The organism is Leptospira barantonii (assembly GCF_002811925.1).
In the GTDB taxonomy this organism is placed as follows: Bacteria; Spirochaetota; Leptospiria; order Leptospirales; family Leptospiraceae; genus Leptospira; species Leptospira barantonii.
Genome location: NZ_NPDS01000005.1, coordinates 273,699 through 297,073, shown reverse-complemented (window position 1 = coordinate 297,073; position 23,375 = coordinate 273,699). Strand labels below are relative to the sequence as shown.

Below are 23,375 nucleotides of genomic sequence, written 5' to 3'. Positions count from 1 at the left end.
GATTGACGGGAGAATTCGGTACGCGAACCTGACCTCAAGATTCCCGGTGACTATAGAGAGAGGGCCACACCCGTTCCCATCCCGAACACGGAAGTTAAGCCTCTCATCGCTGATGGTACTGTGTGGTTCGCTGCATGGGAGAGTAGGACGTTGCCGGGTTTTCTTATTTTTGGACAGAGGATTGATTCTGACAATTCTCCTCCCGTCGTTCGGGCCTTCCATCAGGGCATTTCTTTTTCCCTGAATTCACAAAGAATAGAACTCCCGACAAAGACGAATTCACACCAAATCCGGATGTGAAATAGGTTGACTCAGACCTTTTTCAGAAAGCTTCTGTATGAAAGAGCATTGAATTCTTTCTTAAAGAAGAAAAACGCAATCATTAACGCCAATCAGGGATAATTATGAAAAGAAATTACCAGCCCAGCCGAGTTAAAAGAGCGAGAACACACGGATTTCGCGCAAGAATGGCTACTGCAGGTGGAAGAAAAGTTCTTTCACGCAGAAGAAAAAAGGGCAGATACAAACTTACTGTTTCTGACGAAAAACTCGGTAAAAAATACTAAGAATTAAGTCATCGAAGAGACATTAAAATCCAGGAAGGAGATCCAATCTCTTTTTAAGGCTGGAAAAAGAGTCTCCCGCTTCCCGATCGTTCTAGTATACCTTCCCAATTCTTTATCAAAGAATCGTTATCTTTACTGTCCCGAGCGTACGGTAAAGACCGCGGTTCAAAGAAATCGGATCAAAAGGAAACTTAGGTCGGTCATACACGAGGAAGAGAAGAACTTTCTACAAGGCTTTGATATCGCGATATTGGCCAAAAAAGAAATTTTGGATCTGAACCACGGGGAGCTGGTTAAGATTCTGGTCTCTCTGATCAACCGAATCTGATGAACCAACTTGCAATCAAACTGATTCAGCTCTATAAAAAGCTAATCTCTCCTTTATTGCCGCCCGCCTGTCGTTTTACACCCTCTTGTTCCGAATATGCCGCTCAAGCGTTTCAAGAATACGGATTCTTCCGTGCGCTTCAGTTAAGCACTTGGAGAATTTTGAGATGCAACCCTCTTTCACGAGGGTTCGAAGATCCCTTACCACCTAACATTAAAAGGACGAACTGTGCACATGGAAGATAGACAAAGTAGATTATTTTTAGCTTTAATTCTCAGTATGGGAATTTGGATGGGAGTGAATTATTTTTTCTTCCCTTCCGCTCCTCCTAAAAAACCTTCCGAAACCAAGGAAGCGAATTCCGATAAACCTTCGGAGAAAAAACAGGACCAAGTTCCGACAGAAAAAAAGAAAGAATCTCTTACCGCCGCTCCGGTTCAGGAAACGAAAGTAATTCCTACCGAATCAAAAAAGACGTTAGTCGTCACCGATTCTTACATCGTGGAATTCACTTCCTTAGGCGGGAGAATCTCCAAGTTTTACATGAAAGATCACAACGGCGCCGACGGACAACCGATCCAAGTCGCTCGTAAAAATCCGGAAGCTCTCACCGTCGACGGTAAAACGTATCAAGGTGTGGAGTTATCCAGAGAGAAAGGTTTCGATTTTAACTTTACGGATTCCTTAAACGCGCTTCCGAACTCCGATTGGAATCAGGTTCCTTTTTCCGTAGAAGAAAACAAATCCGAACGAACCGTCGTATTCTCCGCCGTATCCCCCGATAAAACGTATCAGTTGAAAAAAACGTTTCGTTTCTTTCAAGGTGAGAATTATTTCAAAGTTACCGTTTCCATCGTCAACTTAACCAAAGAAAAACTTTCTTTCGCATCTCCGAAGAACACTCAATATCTAAGAACATTCGGAAGTCTTGGACCTTTTCCGAAAGACAGAGCTTTGAACGACAGAGATACCGCGAACTTTTTTAGATTCTATCACTTAGGCGGTTCGTTTAACGATACTCTGGATGGAAGTTCTTCCGTAGGATTTTGGTCTTCGGTCGGTAATTTTTTTACGGGTAGTTCCGGTGCGGACGAATCCTTCAGCGTAAAAACGAACGCGGAATCCGGCGTCGACTTTGCAGGAACCGGTTCCCGTTATTTTATCGCGGTTGCCGATCCGCTCGATCATAAAGCGCAAGGTGTCGTTCTGGATAACAGACCTAAAAACGAAAGCGGCGCAGTATTATTATATGATAATATAGTGTTGAGCGCGGGAGAAACTTACAATCTCGATTTCGCGTCTTACGTCGGGATTCGCGAAAGTGTTGGAATGGTTTTCCGTAATCCAGAGTTGGATCCGGGCCAGGCTAAGAATAGTCCGTTTGCGGGTTTGAGTTCCGACTTGAGCAAGTCCTTCAATCAAGGGATGACCACCCCTTTCAGAAACGGAATCATCTGGGTTTTGAAACAAATCTACAGATTCACCGTTCCTAATTACGGATGGAGCATCATCATCTTTGCGATTCTTTTCAAACTCGTTTTTTATCCGCTCAACCAAAAACAAGCGGATAGTATGAAGAAGATGCAGGAACTTAGTCCGCAGTTGAAAACCATCAACGAAAAATTTGCGAACGATCCTAAGATGCGTCAGCAAAAAACGATGGAACTCTATAAGAAGAATAACGTAAACCCGGTCGGCGGTTGTCTTCCTATGGTGATTCAAATTCCGATTTTTATCGCTCTTTATACCGCGTTTTCTGATACAATAGATCTTTGGAATTCACCATTCTTATGGGTCAAAGATCTCAGCGAACCGGACGTAATCTGGACTTCACCTGCGATTCCTTATTTTACTCAAACCGGAATCGGCTTAAACCTTCTCGCTCTTCTGATGGTCGGTACTCAGATCTTTCAAACGAGAATGACATCCGTATCTATGGATCCGAATCAGAAAATGCTCATGTATGTGATGCCGGTTATGATGCTTTACATTTTCTGGAATATGCCTTCCGGTGTTACCCTTTACTGGACTTTCCAAAACATTCTTTCCATCGGTCAACAGTGGATCACCAATCACATGAAAAAGACCGAAGAAAAGAAGAAGGCAAAAGCTTAAGCACAACGAACTCATTATCGAGGATAAACACATGGAAAATTACATCTTTGAAGCCGAGGCTAAATCGAAGTCCGAAGCCGAAGAGTACACTCTCAAAACTCTCCGATTGAATTCGGACGAGGTTCGTTTTGAAACCGTTGATTCCGGAAAAGGCGGCTTTTTCGGAATCTCTCAAAAGAAGCCGGCCGTAGTCCGTGCTTACGTAACTTCTCGGGATCTTCCCGCGGAGAAAATCATTCACGGGGTCGTGCTCACCGTTCTTAAGAAGATGGGAATCGAAGCCGAAGTAGTCGGAATGGGCGACGTCGACGGAAAAATTTACGTCGAAATCGCAAGCAAGGAATCCGGACTCGTGATCGGAAAAAGAGGAGCTACGTTAGACGCTCTTCAATTCATTTTCAACCTGATGGTCGATTCCAAAATCAGACATGGAAGAAAAATCGTTCTGGATATCGAATCCTATCGAGACAAAAGAGAACTTTCTCTCGTTCGTCTCGGTAAATCCGTTGCGGCGACCGTTGCTAAAACAGGAAAATCGAAACTTCTCGAGCCGATGAATCCTTTCGAAAGAAGAATCATCCACATGGCTCTTCAGGAAAACGAAAAGGTTTTCACAAGATCCGAAGGAAACGGTACTTACAAAAAAGTAAGAATCATTCCGATGAAGGACAAACACAAATACAAAGACGTTGTCGAAAAAGGTCCTAACAACGACCTTCTCGAAGAAGCAAATTTTGAATGATACGATAGCGGCCGTATCAACAGCTTCCGGATCCGGGGCAATAGGAATCATCCGAATGTCCGGGCCGGAGGCCCTTACGATTTCCTCCTCTTTTCTTTATTCAAAAAATAAACCGATTTCTCCATCCGACGTTCAACCCAGAACCGCGATCCAATGTGTCTTTCAGATCGGCGATCGACCGGTGGATCAAATTCTATTCTTTTATTTCAAGGCTCCCAATTCTTATACGGGAGAGAATCTTTGCGAATTTCATTTTCATGGGAATCCGATTTTATTAAGAGAAGCGTTAGACGCCATCTTCAGAGCCGGAGCGCGTCCCGCAAAGCAGGGAGAATTCTCGCGTAGAGCATTCTTAAATGAAAAACTGGATCTAACCGAAGCGGAAGCGATCGGTCGTCTTATATCGGCGCGTTCTCGTTTTGAATTGGAGCTCGCGCAAAAAAACGTATTCGGAGAAGTTTCCCGTTTCACTTCCAACTTGAGAAGTCAGTTGATTTCTCTCAAAGCGGAGTGCGAAGCCGAAATCGATTTTTCCACAGAGGATCTTACATACGAATCTTTGGAAGAAAGAAAAGCTCGGATCGAAAAAGTAAAAATGCTTTGTCAAACCGTGATCACCAAATCGGACTCCGCCGAAAAATTGATTCAACAACTTAGAATCGTTCTTTATGGAGAACCGAACACGGGCAAGTCCAGTTTGATGAACGTTCTTCTCGGTAAGGATCGTTCGATCATCTCCGAAATTCCCGGAACAACACGCGATTATATCAGCGAAGAAATTCTTTTGGAAGGAATTCCGGTTCGACTCGTGGACACGGCCGGCGTTCGAGAAACGACAGACCGCATCGAAAAACTCGGAATCGAAAGAAGTGAAAAAGAATTTCAATCCGCGGACATCCGTCTTTTTCTCGCGGACGTTTCCAAAAAAGAAAATTGGAAAGAATTTATCGCTAAAACCAGAGATCGACTCGAAGGTTCTATTTTAGTCGCGAACAAGATCGATATCCGGGATTCCTCCTGGGATCCGAATTTATTTTCCGATGTGAAAGACTTAACCGTCTGCGAAATTTCTTGTAAAACCAAGGAAGGGATTTCGATTCTTCTTGGCGCGATCAAAGAAAGGGCCGGGACGATGGGACATTCCGAAGATTATGTCTTGTTAGAAGAGCGACAACGTTATCATTTTGAAACCATCGTTCGTTGTCTCAACAACACGCTCCAATTGATCGGAGAAGGCGCTCCCGCCGAAATCTATATCAAAGAAATAGACTATGCTCTTTCCGAAATCGGAGAAGTGAACGGCAGAGTGGACACCGAAGAAATTTTGGGGAGAATCTTCAGTAAGTTCTGTGTAGGTAAATGAAATGTTATGGTCGCACGGCCTGATTTCAAAAATATGGGAAAAATCGTATGCGGGAAAAATCGTTACAATACCACGCGCTTCATCCTAAGGGAAAAATTGAAGTAGTTCCAACCAAACCGACTCAGGATTCCTACGATCTTTCCCTCGCTTATTCTCCCGGAGTCGCTTATCCTTGTTTGGAAATTAAGGATTCCCCGGAACTCGTTTATGAATATACGAACAAAGGGAATTTAGTCGGCATCATCACCAACGGCACCGCGATTCTCGGTCTCGGAGATATCGGAGCGCTTGCCGGTAAACCCGTGATGGAAGGTAAGGCTGTTCTTTTTAAGAAGTTCGCGGGCATCGACGTTTTCGACATCGAAGTGAACACCAAGGACCCGGACGAATTTATCAATGCGGTTAAACTTCTCGAGCCTACCTTCGGCGGAATCAATCTCGAGGACATCAAAGCTCCCGAAAGTTTTTATATAGAAGAACAACTGATCGAAAAGATGAACATTCCGGTGTTCCATGACGATCAACACGGAACCGCAATCATCACTGTTGCCGGATTGTTGAACGCTTTCGAACTCACCGGAAAAAAACCGAACAACGTAAAAGTTGTTATCTGCGGAGCGGGCGCCGCCGGAATCGCGATCGCGGAACTCATTCAACATATCGGAATCAAAAAAGAACAGATCTTTCTCGTAGATACGAAAGGTGTGATTCATCATAAACGAACCGATCTCAACGAATCCAAAAAGAAATACGTACAAACTACCGAAGCTACGACTCTCCGAGACGTGATGAAAGACGCCGATATTTTTATCGGCGTTTCGGTGGAGAATATGGTCGACGAAGACATGGTTCGTTCCATGGCAAAAGATCCGGTCATCTTCGCATTGGCAAATCCTGATCCTGAAATTCCGTATCAAGTCGCAAAGGCGGTTCGCTCCGATCTGATTATGGGAACCGGAAGAAGTGATAATCCAAATCAGGTGAACAACGTATTAGGATTTCCTTTTATATTCAGAGGAGCTCTCGACGTAAGAGCCCGTCATATTACTCTCGAAATGAAACTCGCGGCGGCACGTGCGCTCGCCGAACTCGCTCGTTTGGAAGTTCCGGACGCGGTCAGCAAAGCTTACGGCGGAGCAAAATTTACGTTCGGCCCGGAATATCTGATTCCGAAGCCGTTCGACAAACGAGTTTTGTTTCACGTCGCACCTGCAGTTGCGGAAGCGGCTGTAGCGAGCGGTTCTTCTAGGATTCCTTATCTTGGAAGAGAAAAATATCTCGGTTTCCTCGAAGGAATCATTCGATCTTAAAAACGTCTCCGTAAGGGACGTTTTTTATCGAATTCAACCGAGTCGCTCAAAACACTTTCGCAATCGATAGATCGAAAATTCTCCATCGAGAAAAAGAACTGAGTTATTTCGGAAAACTCCCGATATTCAAAGAGATAATTTCTTTCTTAAGAATGGAAAATCCGGTTTTGAAACAAATAGGTTTCGACTTTTCTAAATTTCTGAAGTCTCTTAGCTATATACCCTTTGGGGACGCGGTGGATTATGTCCAAATCTGAAAATCAAGTTCCGACTCCCGAAACCTTCGTTCTAAGTTCGGAGGAAACGCAGGATATGATCGGAGATCAAGAACTCAAGGTTCTGATGCTTCAGTTCAATCCGGGCGCGTTTAAGGATATAGATTTGGTGGAGAAGGGAGTGGAGAATTACTTTCTTTTCAATCAATCTCCGTTTGCTCTCACAAAAATCGAACAACTTCAACATCTCAAACTTCACGATATAAAATTTTTGGAAGAACGAAGAGGGATTCAATCCTATCAGTATCTTCAGTTTCAAAAAGAAGTAAGGGAACTTCAAATCGCGAACGTAATCATTCGACCCGCGTCTTTAAAAGCCGATCAGATCGTAAAAGTAAAACGAGGTTGTCTTCTTCAAAGTGTTGCGGCCATTCTCGAGATGCTTCACGCAAGAGATCAGTTCATTCTCAACGTTTCCAAAAATTCGGACGTAGAGGATTGGGTTCATCAGAATTATCTGAACGTGGACGAGAAAGGAATGCCGATCAACTTATCCGATTCCAAGTTTTTGGAAAAGTCCATGCAGAATTTGGAATCTCTTTCCCTGGAATCTCTTTTGAGTCGTCTGCAGGTCCGAGGGGATTTGTTCAGCAATATATTCCAAATGTTGAATCAAAAGCCGGGAGAAATTTTAAATCAGCTTTCTTTGATCAAAGTGGAAGCGGAAGTTTTACCGGTTCTTGAAAAACGGGGTTCTCGATCTCCTCTTTTGCAACTGCATCCTCGTTTTCATTTGTTTCAACCTTCGTTGGACGAACTTCTCAGCTTTCGTCACGCGTCCAAGGATAAGGACGAACCTCCTAAACTTACCGAACTCGAAATCATATTCGATTTATTCACAGTGATCGCTCGTAAAATTCTTTTGCAGATTCTTCCCGGCGAGGAATCTTCTTGGATCGAACTCACCGGCCATTCTCAAGCGGAAAGATACGTACAGGAGTTGAAAAAACATCCCGCGTTCACTTCGGGGAAGAATTGGTCCGGCGGCGGAGATTTTATCAAAGCATACGAAGTGCTTTTGCAAACCGTAATCACATTAGAAAATCTTAAAAAAGAATCCTTAATCAATTTGATCACGGGTGAAAATCTATTTCGCTTTAAAGAATCGAAGGAGCCGATCAATTTCGATCTTTCGAATTTCGAAGCGGACGACGCCGCAATCAAAAGCGTCGGAATGAGCAGAAGCGAATTGTTCCGCCAAGTTTTGGATCGGGTTCGCGCGCGAGAAGACTTTCTCAAAAAAGAAAGAAAGGGCGCGGGCGGCGAAACGATCGGTCTTGTGATTCTTGCAAAGAGTATGATTTTTCGTTCCTTTATCGAGGTTCGTCCTCGAAGAACTTCGATCCATAACCTCGTTCGGCAGAACGGTTATCCGAGAGGAATTTACGAATTCTTAAAAGAAGTTTCCGATGTGAAAGACGGACAAGCCGCAGTCGACGAACAGATTCGTTTGAGCAAAGCGATCGCGGAATGGGAAGAAGATACGGAAAAGGAAAGAATCCGTTCCGAAAGGGCTTCCAAATCGATTTTAGAAAGAATCGTAGAATTCATTCTCGGCTTATTCGGAATTAAATTCGCACCGAAAGAAAAAGAAATCCCGAACAGGGGCCAAGTCAGAAAAGAAAACAAAAACGTCGAATCGGATAATTCTTCTCCGGAATCCGTTAAACCGAAAAAGAAAATGTCGCTCGGTGTAATCGTCGGACCGAAGGAAAAGGAAATGATCGTTCCCGCCCGAGTTCAAAAAGCGATCGATTACGTGGACCGTAAAAACAACGGACTGATCTGGCTCGACGAAGTCGTGGTCGCCGTTGCCTCCCCAGAATTCGGAAAAGACAAAGTGGCCGACCTCATATACTATGACCAGAAGCGGAGATATCTGGAAATCAGAGCGATGAACCAGGTCAGACACGTTTTTATTCGAAGAGAATTGGAATCCGATTCGACTTGGGTCCAAACCACTCTGGATTATATGGACAATGTTTCCGCCAAAAAACCGGAGTTTTCCGCGCTCGCGGATACTCTGAGACGATTTCAAAACGAATAACGATCCGATTTAATTCTAATCATATTAGAATTTTATTAAATATCAATATTCGTTTTGGAGAATTTTATATTTCAATCAACTTGTAAGCTTTCGGAGGATTCATGAAAACCAGAATCGAAACTGATTCAATGGGCGAGATCGCTGTAGACGATTCAAAATATTGGGGCGCGCAAACGGAGCGTTCCTTGCATCACTTTCATATCGGAAACGATCGATTTCCAAGGGAAATGATCCGTGCATTGGGAGTTCTGAAAAAATCGGCCGCGATCGTAAACGCGGAACTCGGACTTCTGACCGAGGATAAAAAGAAATTGATCGTTCAAGCCGCGGACGAAGTGATTTCCGGAAAGTTAGACGAACATTTTCCTCTTTCCGTTTGGCAAACCGGTTCGGGAACTCAAACCAACATGAATTCTAACGAAGTAATTTCGAATCGTGCGATTGAAATCGCAGGCGGAGTTATGGGTTCTAAAAAACCGGTTCATCCGAACGACGACGTTAATAAGGCTCAGTCTTCGAACGACACCTTTCCAACCGCGATGCATATCGCCGCCGCGGAACAATTGAATCAAAAGCTGATTCCCGCGTTGACACAACTCAGGGATACGCTCAAAAAGAAAACGGACGAATTTCAGAATATTATAAAAATCGGAAGAACTCACCTTCAAGACGCGACCCCTTTAACATTGGGTCAGGAATTTTCCGGTTATGTTCAACAATTGGATTACAATATCGCAAGAGTAAAGGCGGTTCTTCCCGCGGTATACAGACTTGCGTTAGGCGGAACAGCGGTTGGAACCGGATTGAACACACATCCTCAGTTTGCCGTAAAGGCCGCGGCTCAGATTTCAAAGGAAACCGGACTTCCGTTCGTAAGCGCTGAAAACAAATTCGAAGCGCTTGCGGCTCACGATTCTCTTGTGGAGGCGAGCGGCGTTTTAAAAACCATCGCGGCGTCTTTGATGAAAATCGCGAACGACGTACGTTGGCTATCTTCCGGTCCTCGTTGTGGGATCGGCGAGATCAGTATTCCCGAAAACGAACCCGGTTCTTCCATTATGCCCGGAAAGGTGAATCCAACTCAATCCGAACAGATGACGATGGTTGCGGCTCAAGTAATCGCAAACGACGTCGCGGTGAACATCGGGGGAGCTTCGGGAAATTTCGAATTGAACGTTTTTAAACCGTTGATCATTCACAACGTGTTGAACTCGATTCGTTTACTTTCCGATTCTTGCATATCTTTTGAAGAACATTGCGCGCGCGGAATCACTCCGAATAAGGAAAAACTCAACGAACACTTGAATAATTCTTTGATGCTCGTAACCGCGTTGAATCCGCATATCGGATACGACAACGCGGCAAAGATCGCAAAGAACGCCCACAAAAAAGGTTCAACTTTGAAGGAATCCGGAATCGAACTGGGTCTTTTAACAAGCGAACAATTCGATCAGTGGGTTCTTCCGGAAAAGATGATTCATCCATCGGTAGATTAAGAAGAATAAAAAGGGTATTGCACGTTTGTGACCGCCCTTTGAGTTTGAAAGCGCCTTGGATCTTTCGATCGAGGCGCTTTTTATTTGCCTTATAGTAGAATCATAAAATCAGAATATTTTAATTTTCTGAAATTTCATTTTCTATTTTTAAAAAATTAAAATCGTCCATCTTTATTTTTTTCCGAGTTCCAATAGCCACTGAGCGAATACCAAAGACAAGCCGCTCCGATCCCGATCAGGAACCAAATCAAAAACGTCCAAAAGATCGTATAACCGAAAACTAATACGATTGTATCGAAGGTCTTCAAGGAGCGACTTCCCATTCTTTACTTTCATCTTTCGGTTTGGCCGAGGATTCTCCGAACCAACGAACGAATTTATAAACGTAGGAAGCTCGAAACGAATTCATGCCGTCTTCCAAGCAGATTTTTTTAAGAATTTTATCCGCGATTTCCCGATATTCGTTTCGATCCAATTTTTCTTCGCGCATCAACTGATACAAAGCGTCGTGAACAAGGGAACCACGCATAAACGTTTTCGTATCAATGGTCGGTCCACTCGGTCCATCCCACGCGTATCCTGCTTCTATGTTGAGTCGACCTTCCCGGTTTAGATCCACAAAAATTTTAATTTCGGGATTTCCGATTTGTAACGGAGAATTCGTTTTGATTTCGGTTTGAAAACTGTAAGGTTTTACGAGTTGGTATTTGTAATTTCTAAGATTTTTATAAACGATATGATCCATTTTATTCCCTCCTTCTTTGCTTTCTTTGGGAACCCGAAGATATTTTTCATTGATTTGTGTTAGGCGATTTTACGTCGCGTTTCAATCTAAGATTCTATTTATATTATACAGCGATTTCGATTTCACTTCCTTCAAGAATCGGATCTAAGTTCGAAATTTCCTTTTGAGAACGAAGAACGTCTTTATACCAACTTGCAAATTCTTGAATGAAACTAGGGGAGTATGCCTCGCCTCTTTTTTCCATTTCCTTGTCTTCCCGATAGATCGTACGGATTTGTTCGATCGATAACTTCCAGGATTCTTCGATAGCTTTCACATAACGTGGAGTTTTTCGAGTTCCCTTGATTACGTCCGCGAGATGTTCTCTGTAGATCGGTCCCGGTTGGAATGGAGAATTCGGATCGACGTCGTGCGAATATTGATACGCGATGTCCCGAAGATTCAGTTCGGATTCTATGACGATCTGTTCCAATCTTTTGGAAAGAGTCCTACCCCTTCTCCAAAATTTTCCCTCGTGAACGACTTTGCCGTTCACGAGAGATCTTTTCGTGTTGTTGGAGTCGTTCATAAAATTACGCCGCTCCTTTCGGTTCTTCTTGAATCGAAGAAACCATATCGTTCGAATGTAAGGAACGGATCTTATCCGAAAGAGATATCAAGGGTTTGAACTTTCGGATAAGACACTCCTCGCAAAGATCGGTTTGACGCATTGAATCCCTTTGGGCGCACTGTGAACAACGATTGACTTCCATATTCTAAATTCTCCTTAAAGTTTTCGAATCGGGTTATTCCCCGAATTCCTCTTCCAAAATATATTCAAGAATGCTAATGAATTCCTGGATTTTACTCGGATTTTTTTCGCAAATATGTGCGATGTCGTTCTTCACAAGAAAAAGCGAAGTGACCGCCTTATCGTGCATTTCCGAGTGATCGTCCCATCTCCAATCGAAAGTGGAAAATTGTTCCCTTACGTATTCAGCGATTTGAAAAACCATTTTTTCCTCTATATCGGAAAGAACGATCGGATCCAAATTGTTCCTGTTCGCGATCGGATTTTTTACGGCGATCGCCGCCGAGCCGAGTTGATTCATTATGCCGCTCTCCTGTTTTTTCGTTTGTTGTAGGATCGTGGTGCGCGATCCATTCGGTACGGAACATTCCATTTTTTGAATGCTTCTCTGACTTCGGTATAGGAATGTTGTCCGTTTAAACTTTTCGAAAGGTAATCGTAATTGACTTCCGCTTCCCTTGCGAACTTGGCTAAGGTTTTCATTCGCAACGTGATACAAATGAAATCTTTACATTCATCTCCGTTAATGATGATCATCGAGCCTCCTTTTTGTGATTGCGATTTCGCTTCCGTATGCGAGCCTTGGGTCGTGCGAACGACCGGATCGAACGTCGAAATCGACTTTGATTTCAGCGAGTCCTGTCCCGCCTGAAATGACCGTACGTTAAAAATGTATGATTGTCAATCGAAAAATACGGTAAAAATGTATAAAGCGGATAAAAAATTTCCCGATCGTTTGAAGCGATTGATCGAGACCTTGGGCGTTTCTCAGGCGGAATTTGCAAGATCGATCGATCTCAAACCCGCGTTTATCAGCGATCTCATCAACGAACGGGCCAAAAGTTTTTCACAAGAATCCTTGTTGAGACTTCGAGCCGCTCACAATGTGAATCCTCTTTGGATGATCGCGGGCGAAGGTGATATGATGATTACGGACGTAGATTCGAAGTCGGATGCGGACACCGATCGTTATCGAAACATTCTTAGGAAGATCAGAAGTCGTCCTCAAATGGAAAGTATAGTGGAAAGTCTTTTGGATGTTCCGGACGGTGAGTTGGATGCGTTGAGCGTGGTTATAGAAAAATTTAAAAAGAAGAAGTGATCATTTATTTTCCGCAGAATCAAACATAAGATTTACGATTTCCTGCGCGTATGTATGCCGAAGAACTTGAATCGGTTCGCTTGAAAACTGAAAATCGTATTCGAACTTTTTCAAAGCGCTTTCCACTTTCCAATAAATCAACTCGCGTAAATCTTCCTTGGTTTCCAAATTCTTGCTCCAACGAATCATCTATATATATGTTTAGTATATTTATGACCCCCGACAAAATCCATCTTAAATCCGAAACTGTGACTCTTTTTTGTCTTCATTTGTTTTCATTTTGAAATTCATTTCGAAATCAAACGCAAATGACAATAATTTCCATATGTCACATGAGTGCTAATTTACGGATTCTCTGCAAGGGAGAATGGAACCTGAAAATCGAATTTTTTTTCGAGTTTGTTTCGTTTTGAATCGCTGTGCGCCTGCTCGGTCCAAATTTTTTCTTTGATTTTTGTGTCGAAACCGATTACGGACCAAAAATTATAAATATAGAATATTCTAAATTTATAAAATTCATTTTTAGGACCATCGCATCGATAAATTTTTATCAAAAGAAAAAGTTTTACAAACAACTTGACAAGCGACTTGTGCAAGGTTCAAAACTTACGCTATGTCAGTAATCAACGGTAACACAAGAAATGGTTCTTTATTAAAAAACGATTCTTTGCCTCGATCCGAACAAAAAAATTCGGTCCCGAAAAAATCGGAAATTCCGACGTTTCAGGAAAATGCGAAATCTCTAAAAACAAAAGAAGCCGCTCAATATTTGAATCTATCCGTAAGAACGTTCAATCAATACGTGATCGATCACGAGATTCCTTTTATAGAATGGAGTCCGCGCGTTCGTAGATTTTTCGTGGGAGATTTGGAAAAGGTGGCGCTTTCTCGCAGAACCAAAAAACAAATCTATTGATTTCCATTCTTCCTTTCAAGGACGAATAACGCATTCGCTCCCAAACGTACGAAGTATTAAGAGCGGAACAAGCAGATACGATTCGATTCGACCCTTGGATTCGATCGGAAGACGTGTTATTCTTACCTCACAATCGGAAGCGATTGAGTAGTCATTGAAGCCCGCCACAGTGCGGGATTTTTTTTGTGAGGAAGAATGGAGAGTTCAAAAATAAGTCAGATTAAACTCGGAATCAAAGAGTTTCTTGTCGTTTTAGGTTTTGTTGTCTCAGCCGCGATTCAATACAGCACGATGTATAAGGACCACGAAATTCGCATCGTAAAGATAGAAACTGAGATGGAATCCATATCGAAGGATCTTTCGGAAATCAAAGCCGATGTCAAGGATTTGATCAAACTCACCTCTTCAAAAGGGAGAAGATCGGAATGAGATTCTTATTCAAAGACGATAGAACCGGTAAACCTTCGGATACAACTCTCAGAACCTGGATTGTATTTATATTAGTAATTTCTTATCTGATTGCGTTGTCTGTATTGTCGATTCTTTCACCAGATTCTTTAAGACCGTTGCACATGGATTTGATCCAGTGGTTGATCGTATTCTACGGAACGGTTGGAAGTTTGTATCTAGGAAAACGAATCAACGAGGACTTGAATACGAAACGAAAAGTTTTTGGAGATATTTTAGACCGTTTTCAACAAGGCGGAGAATCCGATAGAAGCTCTCAATCGGAAGTAGGGAGCAGACAGTTATGAATTCCTTTCTGCTTTGGTGGAACCTTCTCGATCTGAAAACGAAATTTTATGCGATTCTAATATTCGGAATTCTTGTTTTTCTGATCGGAGCGAGGGGCGTTTCTGTTTTTTCAAAAATTATTCACAGCGGAGGTTCGCATGAAATCAAAGAAATCGATCTTTCTCCCGGTTCTGCTTATGATTCTGACTGCGTGCCGGAATCCGGCAGATCGTGTCCGTGATCAACGCAACGAGCAGTGTAAAGGAAGTTTTTCATCCGTAAATTACGCTTTGACGATTCCTACGGAAGCGAGCTCTCCTCCGTCGATTCGAATTGCCGGAGAATGGTATGTGACTTCCGGAAGATACAACGCATATCGAATTCACGCAAAGGATCTTTCCCGTTGTTTGTTTAAGGAAGAATGCGTTCGCAAATGGACGGAGTGGGAAAGGGATTGTTCGGAACTAAGGGTTCGTATTCTCGAATCCAGTTTGATTCCGGGTATATTCTCCATACGAAGATCCTGCGAACTCAATCAACCCGTTTGTTAAACGAAGGAAGTATATTATGATATCATACATTTCTCATCCTATTTCGCCTTGGAATCCGCAAAGAAAGGATCAGGTTACGCCTCGTCTTTTTTTAAAAGATTATCAGCAGTGTATGGGCAACGTGTTTCAGGATTTGATCGTTTATATAGGATTGATTTATAGAATTTCCGATTTTATCCAACTGACCACATACAACTATTATGCCCTCTTCGAGGATTGGGTGATTAAAAACGGAAAGAACGTTTATGATTCGTTCGATCACGCGGAACATTTTAATATTCTAATGAAAGACAACGAGATTCCTTTTAGGGTCGTAAAGAAAAAAGGAAACAAGGAAGAGCTGTGCGAGTATTTCGAGAAATGGAAATTTCCCTGCGGTTTGGGGACGTATCTTACTCAGAAAGGACATATCATTCGCGGGATCGGAATTGTAATCACCGAGGACGGTCGAAAATTCTTAAAAGCTTCCGATCCTTACGGAGTAGGACCTCGTTACATTGATCCTTACGGACATATGATTCAGTATGAACTGGATGTTCTTTTCGACCTTGGGGTTCCAAGCATTTTCTACCTGGAAAAATTAGGAGCGGTTTGATACGTTTCGCTCCTTGTTTGAAAACGCAAACGCGTTAAACTATCGATCATTACGGAAACAATTGCATCATGAGAATCAGTCATATCGAATATTTAAAATCCTTGGTCCTTTCGGTCAAAGTTCTCCCCGATCTTCCGGAGACCGAGCCGGTTTCCTTATTTTCGGAAAGCGGAATTTATCAAGTGGGCCCAAACGTAAGCGATTATCCGAGTTTGTTTCCGTTTTGTGTGATTTTTCAATCTCCACTCGTTTCGATCGCGGACGGAAAAAGATTTCAAAAACTGGAACCCGCAGTAGTTAGCGGAGTCAAAAATATTCGTTTTTTAAAAAGACATTATATTCAAGAATTTACATATACAATCCATTTTTGGATGCAGAATTCCTCGAAGGACGTTCCGTCCACGGGACATTTGGGGTCGGGAGCGGGAGCGCTCGGAATAGTCGATCAAATTCTCATCTATCTTTCCAATCATCAGAAATTTGCGACGGCGCAAGGAGCTACCGTAGCGGTGAAACCAGGCGAATCTTTCGTCGTCTCGGATCCTTCCGAAAATCTAGGATATTACAAATTGATGATGGAGATCGTTTTCAGCGACGGACTTTTTGAAACGGAATCGGTTCCCACTTTGGCTCAGGGAACCTTTCAGATCGAAGAGCCAACTGAAATAGGAACATCGGAGGAACAATGAAAGCAGTCGAGTTTATTAAAAAGAACGAAATTACCCCGGCGCTGGCCGCGGGATTTTTAGATCATCTACGAAGAGATCCCGAAGAAGAAGTAAAAGAAGAGATTCTTAAGATCGCTTATCGCGAATTTTCGGGAAGAGACATCGACAAAAACAAAAGTGTTGCACAGGAAAATCAATCGGAACACGCAGAGGAAAAAAATTCAATTAAAGTAAAAACGAACGAGCCGAATCAAAAATCTGATATTCAGAAATAATAATATACAGAGCGGCTCGTCCGCCATTCTACTCAGTTGCTCTTAATATTAGGAGCGTATCAATGTCAACAGGCGACGTGACTACCTACCATCAAGACGGTGGGATCAACTTCAACGACGTTAAACCGGATCGCGTCGGTTCCAAAGTCGGAACCGCGGAAACCGGCGACGTAAACAGAGTCTATGTCATCAATAACACCCCTCAAGCAAAGGACGTTTTTGGAAGGGGAGAACTCGTGGATTCTTTGGAACAATTCTTCGAAGAGTTCGACGAATCAAAAGGACAAAAACCGGTTCCGGTTCTTTGTGTACGTCCTCAAAACGACGTCGCGGGAACTGTCGGAACTCCGACGAAAACCGGAGACGGAGAAGCGGCTCTGCCTACAACCTCAGGAACTCCGACAGGAACCAGAATTGTGATTCTTAAGATTACAAAAGCAGGTGCGCCCGGCGTTGCGGAATATCGCAAATCCGTGGACGGAGGTGCGAACTTTTCCACTCCGTTGATCACTCCCGCGAGCGGTTCTCCGATTTCTTTGGATGCCGGTGTGAGCTCGACCTTTACGGCCGCGTCCACTCCAGCAAACACTTTTAAAGTTGGTGATACTTACACCTTTACGATCAACGGACCGAGCGCGTCTAACGCGTCCAAGTTGACTGCGATCGAGGCTTTAAAAAGGGAATACGGCGCGTATTGGATCCACGTTTTGGGTCCCGCATCCAGAGCGTTCGCGATGTCGTGCAACGTTATTTTGGAGGAGATGGAAACCGAACATCATCTTCCTTCGTTTATCATTTTGGAGGCGAGAGGTAAGAATCAATCGGAAACTCTTCCGGAATATTTTCAATACGTTCAGGACGAGTTCGAACCTTTCGCTTCTCCTAAGGGAAGAGTGATGATCGCAGTCGGCGAGGCCCGTTATATCAAAGGCGGAGTCAACGCATCCGGCGGTTATTCCGCTGTTAAGTCCGCCGGAGATTCCATCGGAGTTTGGAGAAACTTCGCGACTATGGCGACCGCTAAGATCGCCGCCGCGCCGGTAAACGTTTCGATCGGATATGTGAAGGATATGCGTTCGTTGACGTTCTCCGAAATTCGTTACTGGGATAACGGATATCGGAACTACATGGATCTGCTTCATGATATGGGTTTGATGGTTCTCAAACAATACGACGACTACGACGGAATCTTCATCGCAAGAGATAAGATCAAGGCTTCGAGCGATTCCGACTTTAAGGAACTTCCGGAACGTAGACGCGCCGATAAAATGCACCGCATTCTTTATCGCGAATCGCTTCAGTTTTTGAATATGGATACGGAAGTCGATTCAGGCTCGGGCGGTCTTGATTATCTGAAAACATACATCGATTCTAAAATCTCCGCCGAGATGGAAGCTCCGGGTAGAAAGGAAATTTCGGGACACGAGATCATTCTCGATCCGAATAAAACCTTCAACACCGATCGTATTCTCAAAGCGAAGTGCAAGATGTACGTCAGCAATAGAACTAAAGCGATCGAGTGGGAAACCTCTTTCGCCACACCTAAATAGGAGCAACCAATGGCATTAGAAGTAGTAAAAGAAAACTATAGCTTTACCAATCTCGAGTTGAAACTTTTCGGCTACGATATGGTGAACTTTTCCTCTTTCACGTTCGATCATGCGGTAGAGATCGAACTCACATACGGAAAGGCGGGTGAGATCGTAGGGTACACGACAAAGAATTACAAACGAAGCATCAGCGCTGAAATTTATTTCGAAGAGCTGGATCGTTTGATTCTTCTTGCGGCGCCTTACGGCGGTTTGATCGAAAAGCTTCCTCCGGCACCGTTAACCGCGATTTTAAAAGCGGAAGGAAGACCGGACTTTAAATACATCGCACCTGCGGTTAAGATCACGAAATACAACGCGGATATCAAAAGCGGAAACTCGGGAGCGATTGCGGTTCCGTTGGAAATCGCGCTGTTGTCGATTCCGGTCATTACGTTCGCGTAAGATCGTTGAGAATTTTCGTAAAAGGAAAAAGGAAACAAGATGAATCCATTAATCAGTTCAATTCCGGCTTTAAAGGAAGCGTTTGAAAAACTTCCTCAGCCTTATCAGAACATAGACGACGACTTTATCACACGCAATAAGGACGCGATCGATTCGATCAAATCACATTTTGCGGATAAGGGAGGAGTTCACGTTTTGGATGCGGGCGAAGGAAGAAAGATTATCTGCAGAGTACCTAACAAGACTCAGGTGGACGATACCCTTGAAAAGGCGAGAAAGGAAAAACAAACCGATGTCGCACAACGTCTCACGGGTCAGTGTTGTTTGTATCCGAGTTTCGACGTGGTGAACGGTTGGGCTCAAGATTCTCCCGGAATTTTTATTCCGATCAGCAATAAACTGATCGAGCTTACTGCGACGACCCAAGAGGTGACTGCAAAAAAGCTATAGGGGAGAAGCTTCAGCTTCTTAAAGCCGGGAATGGTGCATTGGAAGTTCTTCTGATGTACTATTTCCCGGGAAGAAAGATGGAATATCCGTTGGACGGAGACGAACGCGAAAGTTATGAAACTCAATTGGCCGCCGAATTGGAATTCGTGCGGTTGATTGAGATTAACACTCTGACTCGAGCGATCGTAAAAGCGTTTAACGGAGATTAGATGTTACCAGAGGCGGGATATGGCTGATACGAACACGAACGAAATGAAAATTGTTTTTACGATAGCGGATCTCGCCTCCAGTAAAATCGACGAGATCAATAAGAAATGGGACACGATGCGAACATTGATCGGCGAGAATAAAGATCGAGCGATTCAATTGGGTGCGGCCGTTGAAAAAATAGATTCCGGAAATCGAATGTTAAAACTCGCGACTCAGTTCGTAAAGATCGCAAAATATTTATACGATGCAAGAAGTGAAAGTTCCAAATTGGAGAACGGTTTTAAAAAACTGGGAGTAAGCGTTCAAGACGTAGCTTCCATCAAAGAGAATGCGTTTAAACTTTCGGGTGAAACGGGGATTCCGGTCGAACAGATACTTTCCAACGCACTCAAGATCAAATCTTCGTTCAAAGATCTCAATGCGGTCAATTTAAACGCGATGGTCGGAACGGTGACAAATAACGTTCTCGCGACCGGAAACAGTTTCGATGAAGTTACGAATCAAATCATCTCCGCCGGAAAATCCGTTCAAGGTTTTAACGGCGATCTCAATCAATTAAACTTCGGTAATATAGATGATTTCGCAAAGGCCACCGAGGCTTTGGATCGATCTTCCACCCAATTCGGAAGAATTTCGAATGCTTGGGAAAATTTTAAAAAACATTTAGGGAGTGGGATCGAAAGCTCCGCGCTCGTTAAGTTCGGAATCTTAGAATCCGCGCTTTCAAAAATTTTCAGGTTTGTTGCCGACGGAGTTGAAACTCTCAATGTCTTTTTACTGAATAATCCGAAATTACTGGAATTCGCCGGAAATTTCACCACGTTAGGAACGGCCGTTTTATATGGAATCGGAACATTCAAAGTAATCACAGGTGGAATCTCGGCTCTTAGAGCAATCGCTCCCGCTTTGTTCACGTTAAAAGGAGCGTTAGCCGCGCTTAAAGTCGGCTTTTCACTATTAAGAGCCGCGATCGCGGCAAATCCGGTCGGGCTTTTCATCGTTGGAATTGTGGCCGGTGCGGCATTGATCATAACGTATTGGGACGAGATCAAAGCCGCGACTTTGGTCGCAGTGGACTATATATTAGAAAAATTGAATTCCTTTGTCGATTTTCTTACGTCGGCTTGGGACACTGTCAAAGGCGCCTGGATGGAAATGCCCGATTGGGCCAAAGGGCTCGTTGCGGTGATCGCGGGAGTCATTCTCGGACCGATCACACTCTTTTTAGGTTTGTTTGCGGGAATCGGACTTACGATTTACAATTACTGGGATGATATCTCGAATTTGGCGAGTAGCATCGCGGCTTACGTTTCCAATCTTTGGAACATTTTGGTAGAAGGTGTTATCGGATTCGGAAATTTAATATTAGAGAATTTGAATCAGTTTTGGAATACCTTTCTTTCAATCGGGCCTTGGTTGATGGAGCAGTTTAACGCGATTTGGAACGGAATCTGGAATGCGATTCCGGAATCCGCAAAGACGGCGGGATGGAATTTGATGAAAGCGTTGGGGAACGGAATTCTCGCGGGATTGAACTTTATAACACAACCCATCAAAGAAGGTTTGGGATTTCTCGGAAGTTTTTTACCGGGAGGTTCCAAACAGGATCAAGGTCCTTTTGGCAAACTGCTCGGGTTTAAGAACGGTTCAAGTCCGAATTCTTCCCCCGTTCCGGGTCTTCGAAACAACGTTAAAGTTCCGCCCGCTTCGAAACAAATTTCCGTTCCGGGTTTGCAACTCAAGGTGCAAACTTCAAAACAACCGGGAATCACGTTGGATCAGATGCAGACACAAGGAATCAATGCCGGAGGATTATCGACAAACAAGAGGAGTCGAAATTCTTCATTAGGAAATTTGAATGAAGCAGGAATTTCTTCCGAACGTCCTAAGAAAAATCCTGTCTTACAAAGATTTAACGAAACGATCGATTCGGATTCGAAGAGAGTCGTACGTAGAACGAGCGAAACATCCGAGGTTACGGAGATGGGTTCGGGAAGAAAACAAAACGGTTCTTCCTTATCGATAGGATCGATCATAGGGCAACTCGTTGTGGGAGATAGAACGAACAATAAGAAAAAGATCGGTGAAATCATAACCGATGCGATCTTTCAAGAGTTGGATCGATTCGAGGAGATGGAATTAGCATGATCGGAGGAATTACGCCGCCTGCGCTTCCGGCAGGATACATACCGCCTGAAATCATAACGGGGGATACGGATCGATTGGTGATCGGTCTCGATCTTTCCAGTGAATATGAATTTCCGTCCGGTACAAAAATTCGAGCGAATCAAGAAAAGAAAATAGAAGTCACATCGATTCCAGGCGGAAAGGGAACCGTAAAGGAACTTACAGGATTCGGTGATTGGACGGTCACGGTCGAGTTCACGCTTTTAGCCGCAACGTATGGCGCGGGAATTTTGGCGGCTCCTTCCAATCCTTTGGTAAAAAGTATGATTCAAAAGATAAGGGAATTGAAGAAACTCTGGGAAACGAACGAAACGCTTTACTTGAATCATTCTATGTTAAACGCATTAGGAATTAAGAATGTAGTTTGTAAAAGTTTCGATTTGCCGGACGGGCCGATTCAATACAGCCAATCGATCACGCTTACGTTTTTATCCGATGAAGAATACGATTTGGATCTTGCTTCGGTGGAATCTAAAAACAGCGCTGTGGAGTCATCCTTATGAGTCAATTTTACGTATTAAGAAACAATGATACTCTTCAGAGACTTTCGGCTCGTTATTACGGAAAGTGGGAGATATGGAGATTGATCCTGGATATGAACCCTCAAATTGATGATTGGACAAATCTTGAGTCGGGAATCTTGATCGAAATCCCCGATCCTTTGACGGAGAATCGTTTCCATACGATTTCAAACGGAGAAACCTACGAATCCATTAGCGCGCTTCATTACGGAACCGAACATTTTTCGGGAAAGATTAGGGAAGACAATTCGAACATTCAGCCGTATGAGAACGTGGGTTCCACTTTATACATAGAAGCGCTCGTTTCAAAAACCGAACTCGCCAACGCTAAAAAAAGGACGGCGGCCTGATGTTCACACTGATTCAAGAATTAGAAATCTCTAATGCTAAGTTTCCCGCCGTCACGGAGGTGACGTTGGAATCTTCTCGTGAAATTCCCACGGACATATTGAAGATAAAACTTCCTAAATATAAGAATTTGAAAAAGGATTCGATCGTAAAATTCTCGAAGGTCACTTGGAAGGCGGGATATACGAGATACGGACTTTTTCCGGAATTCAACGGCTATGTTTTGGAAATCAGTCCTAAGGTTCCGCTGGAATTGAAATGTGTGGATCCGTTCTTCTTTTGTCAGAGAAAAATCATGACTCAGGACTATCATCAAAAGCCGTTGATGACGTTTCTAAACGATTGTATTCATCCACAGATCAAATCGGATATTTCGATCTTAGTAAGGGACTCGGATATCAAACGTACGGTGGATATTCGATGCGCGAAAAAATCAGCGCGTTATGCGCTATCGGAACTCAAGAAAACGCACGGGGTCGATGTATTCTTTCACGATTGGAAATTGGTGGTTCAAAAAGCATATTCTCACCCGGATTTGAGTCTTACTTCGAAAACGAGCGGATCGAATTCTCAAAGCGGAAGCGCGTCTTCGAAAAAGGAAAAATTTCCGATCTTTCGATTCGGAGAGAATATTATAGAAGATGAATTGACTCCGCAGGAAAGCAAACCCTTCCAAATCGTAGTTCGCGGTGAAAATCCGAAAACGGGACAAACATACAGAGGGGAACACGGACAGGGAGAATCACGTTATTACGAAATCGACGGTTTGGATTCTCAAGGCGCAGAAAAAAGAGCAAAGGAAATTTTCGACGAAAAATGCGGCTCGGGATTCAAAGGGAAATTTCTTTCCTTCGGTTTTCCTTCGATCACACATTCTCAGATCATCGATATTCAAGACCCTGAAGATTCTTCCAGAAGCGCAAAGGCTTTCGTGGATCGTGTAATCAAAAAATTTAATATGAACGGCTATCGTCAGGAAATTTATCCCGGCTTTTATCACGAGCCGCCGAAGAGCGGAAGTTCGAAATCGAATCGGGGAAAATAAA

31 protein-coding genes and 1 rRNA gene are annotated in these 23,375 nt (G+C 43.4%); 26 read left to right on the top strand and 6 right to left on the bottom strand.

Annotation, left to right across the window (positions count from 1 at the left end; all coding sequences use genetic code 11):
• The first annotated feature begins 42 nt into the window (after positions 1-42).
• The 10 genes from rrf (at position 43) to fumC (ending at position 10,242) form a co-directional block, all read left to right on the top strand.
• A 5S ribosomal RNA gene (gene rrf / locus CH367_RS13290) occupies positions 43-159 on the top strand.
• A gap of 245 nt (positions 160-404) precedes the next feature.
• Positions 405-566 (top strand): 50S ribosomal protein L34, encoded by a 162-nt coding sequence (rpmH, locus tag CH367_RS13285; protein WP_000828326.1) that lies wholly within the window; start codon positions 405-407, stop codon positions 564-566.
• 10 nt (positions 567-576) lie between these two features.
• Complete coding sequence (gene rnpA, locus CH367_RS13280) at positions 577-894, top strand: ribonuclease P protein component (RefSeq protein ID WP_100763034.1); 318 nt, start codon at positions 577-579, stop codon at positions 892-894.
• Positions 894-1,139 (top strand): membrane protein insertion efficiency factor YidD, encoded by a 246-nt coding sequence (yidD, locus tag CH367_RS13275; RefSeq protein WP_010572996.1) that lies wholly within the window; start codon positions 894-896, stop codon positions 1,137-1,139. Before rnpA ends, yidD begins: the two co-directional genes overlap by 1 nt.
• Positions 1,129-3,009 (top strand): membrane protein insertase YidC, encoded by a 1,881-nt coding sequence (gene yidC / locus CH367_RS13270; RefSeq protein WP_100762979.1) that lies wholly within the window; start codon positions 1,129-1,131, stop codon positions 3,007-3,009. Before yidD ends, yidC begins: the two co-directional genes overlap by 11 nt.
• Before the next feature lie 31 nt (positions 3,010-3,040).
• A complete protein-coding gene (gene jag, locus CH367_RS13265) occupies positions 3,041-3,751 on the top strand; it encodes an RNA-binding cell elongation regulator Jag/EloR (RefSeq protein ID WP_100762978.1) in 711 nt (236 codons plus the stop codon).
• Positions 3,744-5,114 carry a tRNA uridine-5-carboxymethylaminomethyl(34) synthesis GTPase MnmE gene (mnmE, locus tag CH367_RS13260; protein WP_100762977.1) on the top strand — a complete coding sequence of 457 codons (1,371 nt, stop codon included), beginning with the start codon at positions 3,744-3,746 and terminating at the stop codon, positions 5,112-5,114. The genes jag and mnmE overlap by 8 nt, the downstream gene beginning before the upstream one ends.
• Before the next feature lie 47 nt (positions 5,115-5,161).
• Positions 5,162-6,424 carry a malic enzyme-like NAD(P)-binding protein gene (locus CH367_RS13255; RefSeq protein WP_100762976.1) on the top strand — a complete coding sequence of 421 codons (1,263 nt, stop codon included), beginning with the start codon at positions 5,162-5,164 and terminating at the stop codon, positions 6,422-6,424.
• A gap of 243 nt (positions 6,425-6,667) precedes the next feature.
• The gene (locus tag CH367_RS13250) at positions 6,668-8,746 is read left to right on the top strand and encodes a hypothetical protein (RefSeq protein WP_100762975.1); all 2,079 of its coding nucleotides are present in this window, start codon (positions 6,668-6,670) and stop codon (positions 8,744-8,746) included.
• A 101-nt stretch (positions 8,747-8,847) separates the two neighbouring features.
• Positions 8,848-10,242 carry a class II fumarate hydratase gene (fumC, locus tag CH367_RS13245; protein ID WP_100762974.1) on the top strand — a complete coding sequence of 465 codons (1,395 nt, stop codon included), beginning with the start codon at positions 8,848-8,850 and terminating at the stop codon, positions 10,240-10,242.
• A 304-nt stretch (positions 10,243-10,546) separates the two neighbouring features.
• On the opposite strand, the gene CH367_RS13240 is transcribed toward fumC, so the two are convergent.
• The 5 genes from CH367_RS13240 to CH367_RS13225 form a co-directional block, all read right to left on the bottom strand.
• Complete coding sequence (locus tag CH367_RS13240; protein WP_100762973.1) at positions 10,547-10,987, bottom strand: hypothetical protein; 441 nt, start codon at positions 10,985-10,987, stop codon at positions 10,547-10,549.
• Positions 10,988-11,090: 103 nt separating this feature from the next.
• The gene (locus tag CH367_RS13235; RefSeq protein WP_100762972.1) at positions 11,091-11,555 is read right to left on the bottom strand and encodes a hypothetical protein; all 465 of its coding nucleotides are present in this window, start codon (positions 11,553-11,555) and stop codon (positions 11,091-11,093) included.
• Between the two features lie 4 nt (positions 11,556-11,559).
• Positions 11,560-11,739, bottom strand: a complete 180-nt coding sequence (locus tag CH367_RS20745; RefSeq protein WP_125226129.1) for a hypothetical protein — start codon at positions 11,737-11,739, stop codon at positions 11,560-11,562.
• A 33-nt stretch (positions 11,740-11,772) separates the two neighbouring features.
• Positions 11,773-12,078: an LIC13344 family protein gene (locus tag CH367_RS13230; RefSeq protein ID WP_100762971.1), complete on the bottom strand. Its 306-nt coding sequence runs from the start codon at positions 12,076-12,078 to the stop codon at positions 11,773-11,775.
• The gene (locus CH367_RS13225; protein WP_100762970.1) at positions 12,078-12,314 is read right to left on the bottom strand and encodes a hypothetical protein; all 237 of its coding nucleotides are present in this window, start codon (positions 12,312-12,314) and stop codon (positions 12,078-12,080) included. Before CH367_RS13225 ends, CH367_RS13230 begins: the two co-directional genes overlap by 1 nt.
• Positions 12,315-12,480: 166 nt before the next feature.
• Here CH367_RS13225 and CH367_RS13220 point away from each other — a divergent pair, with 166 nt between their 5' ends.
• A complete protein-coding gene (locus CH367_RS13220; protein WP_100762969.1) occupies positions 12,481-12,879 on the top strand; it encodes a helix-turn-helix domain-containing protein in 399 nt (132 codons plus the stop codon).
• Here the strand turns inward: CH367_RS13220 and CH367_RS20845 are convergent, their stop codons facing one another.
• On the bottom strand, positions 12,880-13,047 hold the full coding sequence (locus CH367_RS20845; RefSeq protein ID WP_165783289.1) for a hypothetical protein: 168 nt from the start codon (positions 13,045-13,047) through the stop codon (positions 12,880-12,882). It lies immediately after the preceding gene.
• Positions 13,048-13,492: 445 nt separating this feature from the next.
• On the opposite strand from CH367_RS20845, the gene CH367_RS13205 reads away from it, so the two are divergent.
• The 15 genes from CH367_RS13205 to CH367_RS13135 all read left to right on the top strand — a co-directional run bounded on the left by CH367_RS13205 (position 13,493) and on the right by CH367_RS13135 (position 23,374).
• Positions 13,493-13,795, top strand: a complete 303-nt coding sequence (locus tag CH367_RS13205) for a helix-turn-helix domain-containing protein (protein WP_100762966.1) — start codon at positions 13,493-13,495, stop codon at positions 13,793-13,795.
• Positions 13,796-13,990: 195 nt separating this feature from the next.
• Positions 13,991-14,224: a hypothetical protein gene (locus CH367_RS13200; RefSeq protein ID WP_100762965.1), complete on the top strand. Its 234-nt coding sequence runs from the start codon at positions 13,991-13,993 to the stop codon at positions 14,222-14,224.
• Positions 14,221-14,550 carry a hypothetical protein gene (locus CH367_RS13195; protein WP_100762964.1) on the top strand — a complete coding sequence of 110 codons (330 nt, stop codon included), beginning with the start codon at positions 14,221-14,223 and terminating at the stop codon, positions 14,548-14,550. Before CH367_RS13200 ends, CH367_RS13195 begins: the two co-directional genes overlap by 4 nt.
• 138 nt (positions 14,551-14,688) lie before the next feature.
• Entirely contained in the window at positions 14,689-15,081 is a 393-nt protein-coding gene (locus CH367_RS13185; protein ID WP_100762962.1) for a hypothetical protein, read from the top strand.
• A gap of 16 nt (positions 15,082-15,097) precedes the next feature.
• A complete protein-coding gene (locus CH367_RS13180; RefSeq protein ID WP_100762961.1) occupies positions 15,098-15,676 on the top strand; it encodes a hypothetical protein in 579 nt (192 codons plus the stop codon).
• A 68-nt stretch (positions 15,677-15,744) separates the two neighbouring features.
• Complete coding sequence (locus tag CH367_RS13175) at positions 15,745-16,365, top strand: LIC10173 family protein (RefSeq protein WP_100762960.1); 621 nt, start codon at positions 15,745-15,747, stop codon at positions 16,363-16,365.
• Positions 16,362-16,619 carry a hypothetical protein gene (locus CH367_RS13170; protein WP_100762959.1) on the top strand — a complete coding sequence of 86 codons (258 nt, stop codon included), beginning with the start codon at positions 16,362-16,364 and terminating at the stop codon, positions 16,617-16,619. Before CH367_RS13175 ends, CH367_RS13170 begins: the two co-directional genes overlap by 4 nt.
• A gap of 62 nt (positions 16,620-16,681) precedes the next feature.
• Positions 16,682-18,169, top strand: a complete 1,488-nt coding sequence (locus CH367_RS13165; protein ID WP_100762958.1) for a DUF2586 family protein — start codon at positions 16,682-16,684, stop codon at positions 18,167-18,169.
• 9 nt (positions 18,170-18,178) lie between these two features.
• Entirely contained in the window at positions 18,179-18,613 is a 435-nt protein-coding gene (locus CH367_RS13160) for a hypothetical protein (protein ID WP_100762957.1), read from the top strand.
• 39 nt (positions 18,614-18,652) lie between these two features.
• Positions 18,653-19,063 carry an LIC_10177 family protein gene (locus CH367_RS13155; protein ID WP_100762956.1) on the top strand — a complete coding sequence of 137 codons (411 nt, stop codon included), beginning with the start codon at positions 18,653-18,655 and terminating at the stop codon, positions 19,061-19,063.
• A 53-nt stretch (positions 19,064-19,116) separates the two neighbouring features.
• A complete protein-coding gene (locus CH367_RS20840) occupies positions 19,117-19,272 on the top strand; it encodes a hypothetical protein (RefSeq protein WP_164477014.1) in 156 nt (51 codons plus the stop codon).
• 19 nt (positions 19,273-19,291) lie between these two features.
• Complete coding sequence (locus CH367_RS13150; protein WP_100762955.1) at positions 19,292-21,421, top strand: phage tail tape measure protein; 2,130 nt, start codon at positions 19,292-19,294, stop codon at positions 21,419-21,421.
• Positions 21,418-21,963 (top strand): DUF6046 domain-containing protein, encoded by a 546-nt coding sequence (locus CH367_RS13145; protein WP_100762954.1) that lies wholly within the window; start codon positions 21,418-21,420, stop codon positions 21,961-21,963. Before CH367_RS13150 ends, CH367_RS13145 begins: the two co-directional genes overlap by 4 nt.
• Positions 21,960-22,331 carry a LysM peptidoglycan-binding domain-containing protein gene (locus CH367_RS13140; RefSeq protein WP_100762953.1) on the top strand — a complete coding sequence of 124 codons (372 nt, stop codon included), beginning with the start codon at positions 21,960-21,962 and terminating at the stop codon, positions 22,329-22,331. The genes CH367_RS13145 and CH367_RS13140 overlap by 4 nt, the downstream gene beginning before the upstream one ends.
• Positions 22,331-23,374, top strand: coding sequence for a hypothetical protein (locus CH367_RS13135; RefSeq protein WP_100762952.1), 1,044 nt, complete (start codon positions 22,331-22,333; stop codon positions 23,372-23,374). The genes CH367_RS13140 and CH367_RS13135 overlap by 1 nt, the downstream gene beginning before the upstream one ends.
• Position 23,375: the final 1 nt, after the last annotated feature.

Bases quoted from the DNA above. Each gene is read 5' to 3' on its own strand.
- CH367_RS13175 (WP_100762960.1), top strand. From the start codon at position 15,745: ATGAGAATCAGTCATATCGAATATTTAAAATCCTTGGTCCTTTCGGTC.
- CH367_RS13145 (WP_100762954.1), top strand. From the start codon at position 21,418: ATGATCGGAGGAATTACGCCGCCTGCGCTTCCGGCAGGATACATACCG.
- CH367_RS13200 (WP_100762965.1), top strand. From the start codon at position 13,991: ATGGAGAGTTCAAAAATAAGTCAGATTAAACTCGGAATCAAAGAGTTT.
- jag (WP_100762978.1), top strand. From the start codon at position 3,041: ATGGAAAATTACATCTTTGAAGCCGAGGCTAAATCGAAGTCCGAAGCC.
- CH367_RS20840 (WP_164477014.1), top strand. From the start codon at position 19,117: ATGTACTATTTCCCGGGAAGAAAGATGGAATATCCGTTGGACGGAGAC.
- CH367_RS13135 (WP_100762952.1), top strand. From the start codon at position 22,331: ATGTTCACACTGATTCAAGAATTAGAAATCTCTAATGCTAAGTTTCCC.
- rpmH (WP_000828326.1), top strand. From the start codon at position 405: ATGAAAAGAAATTACCAGCCCAGCCGAGTTAAAAGAGCGAGAACACAC.
- CH367_RS13225 (WP_100762970.1), bottom strand. From the start codon at position 12,314: ATGATCATCATTAACGGAGATGAATGTAAAGATTTCATTTGTATCACG.
- CH367_RS13140 (WP_100762953.1), top strand. From the start codon at position 21,960: ATGAGTCAATTTTACGTATTAAGAAACAATGATACTCTTCAGAGACTT.
- CH367_RS13165 (WP_100762958.1), top strand. From the start codon at position 16,682: ATGTCAACAGGCGACGTGACTACCTACCATCAAGACGGTGGGATCAAC.
- fumC (WP_100762974.1), top strand. From the start codon at position 8,848: ATGAAAACCAGAATCGAAACTGATTCAATGGGCGAGATCGCTGTAGAC.
- CH367_RS13170 (WP_100762959.1), top strand. From the start codon at position 16,362: ATGAAAGCAGTCGAGTTTATTAAAAAGAACGAAATTACCCCGGCGCTG.
- CH367_RS13240 (WP_100762973.1), bottom strand. From the start codon at position 10,987: ATGGATCATATCGTTTATAAAAATCTTAGAAATTACAAATACCAACTC.
- CH367_RS13220 (WP_100762969.1), top strand. From the start codon at position 12,481: ATGTATAAAGCGGATAAAAAATTTCCCGATCGTTTGAAGCGATTGATC.
- CH367_RS13205 (WP_100762966.1), top strand. From the start codon at position 13,493: ATGTCAGTAATCAACGGTAACACAAGAAATGGTTCTTTATTAAAAAAC.
- CH367_RS13250 (WP_100762975.1), top strand. From the start codon at position 6,668: ATGTCCAAATCTGAAAATCAAGTTCCGACTCCCGAAACCTTCGTTCTA.
- CH367_RS13230 (WP_100762971.1), bottom strand. From the start codon at position 12,078: ATGAATCAACTCGGCTCGGCGGCGATCGCCGTAAAAAATCCGATCGCG.
- CH367_RS20745 (WP_125226129.1), bottom strand. From the start codon at position 11,739: ATGGAAGTCAATCGTTGTTCACAGTGCGCCCAAAGGGATTCAATGCGT.
- CH367_RS13155 (WP_100762956.1), top strand. From the start codon at position 18,653: ATGAATCCATTAATCAGTTCAATTCCGGCTTTAAAGGAAGCGTTTGAA.
- CH367_RS13255 (WP_100762976.1), top strand. From the start codon at position 5,162: ATGCGGGAAAAATCGTTACAATACCACGCGCTTCATCCTAAGGGAAAA.
- CH367_RS13180 (WP_100762961.1), top strand. From the start codon at position 15,098: ATGATATCATACATTTCTCATCCTATTTCGCCTTGGAATCCGCAAAGA.
- CH367_RS13150 (WP_100762955.1), top strand. From the start codon at position 19,292: ATGGCTGATACGAACACGAACGAAATGAAAATTGTTTTTACGATAGCG.
- yidC (WP_100762979.1), top strand. From the start codon at position 1,129: ATGGAAGATAGACAAAGTAGATTATTTTTAGCTTTAATTCTCAGTATG.
- yidD (WP_010572996.1), top strand. From the start codon at position 894: ATGAACCAACTTGCAATCAAACTGATTCAGCTCTATAAAAAGCTAATC.
- CH367_RS13235 (WP_100762972.1), bottom strand. From the start codon at position 11,555: ATGAACGACTCCAACAACACGAAAAGATCTCTCGTGAACGGCAAAGTC.
- CH367_RS13185 (WP_100762962.1), top strand. From the start codon at position 14,689: ATGAAATCAAAGAAATCGATCTTTCTCCCGGTTCTGCTTATGATTCTG.
- CH367_RS13195 (WP_100762964.1), top strand. From the start codon at position 14,221: ATGAGATTCTTATTCAAAGACGATAGAACCGGTAAACCTTCGGATACA.
- CH367_RS13160 (WP_100762957.1), top strand. From the start codon at position 18,179: ATGGCATTAGAAGTAGTAAAAGAAAACTATAGCTTTACCAATCTCGAG.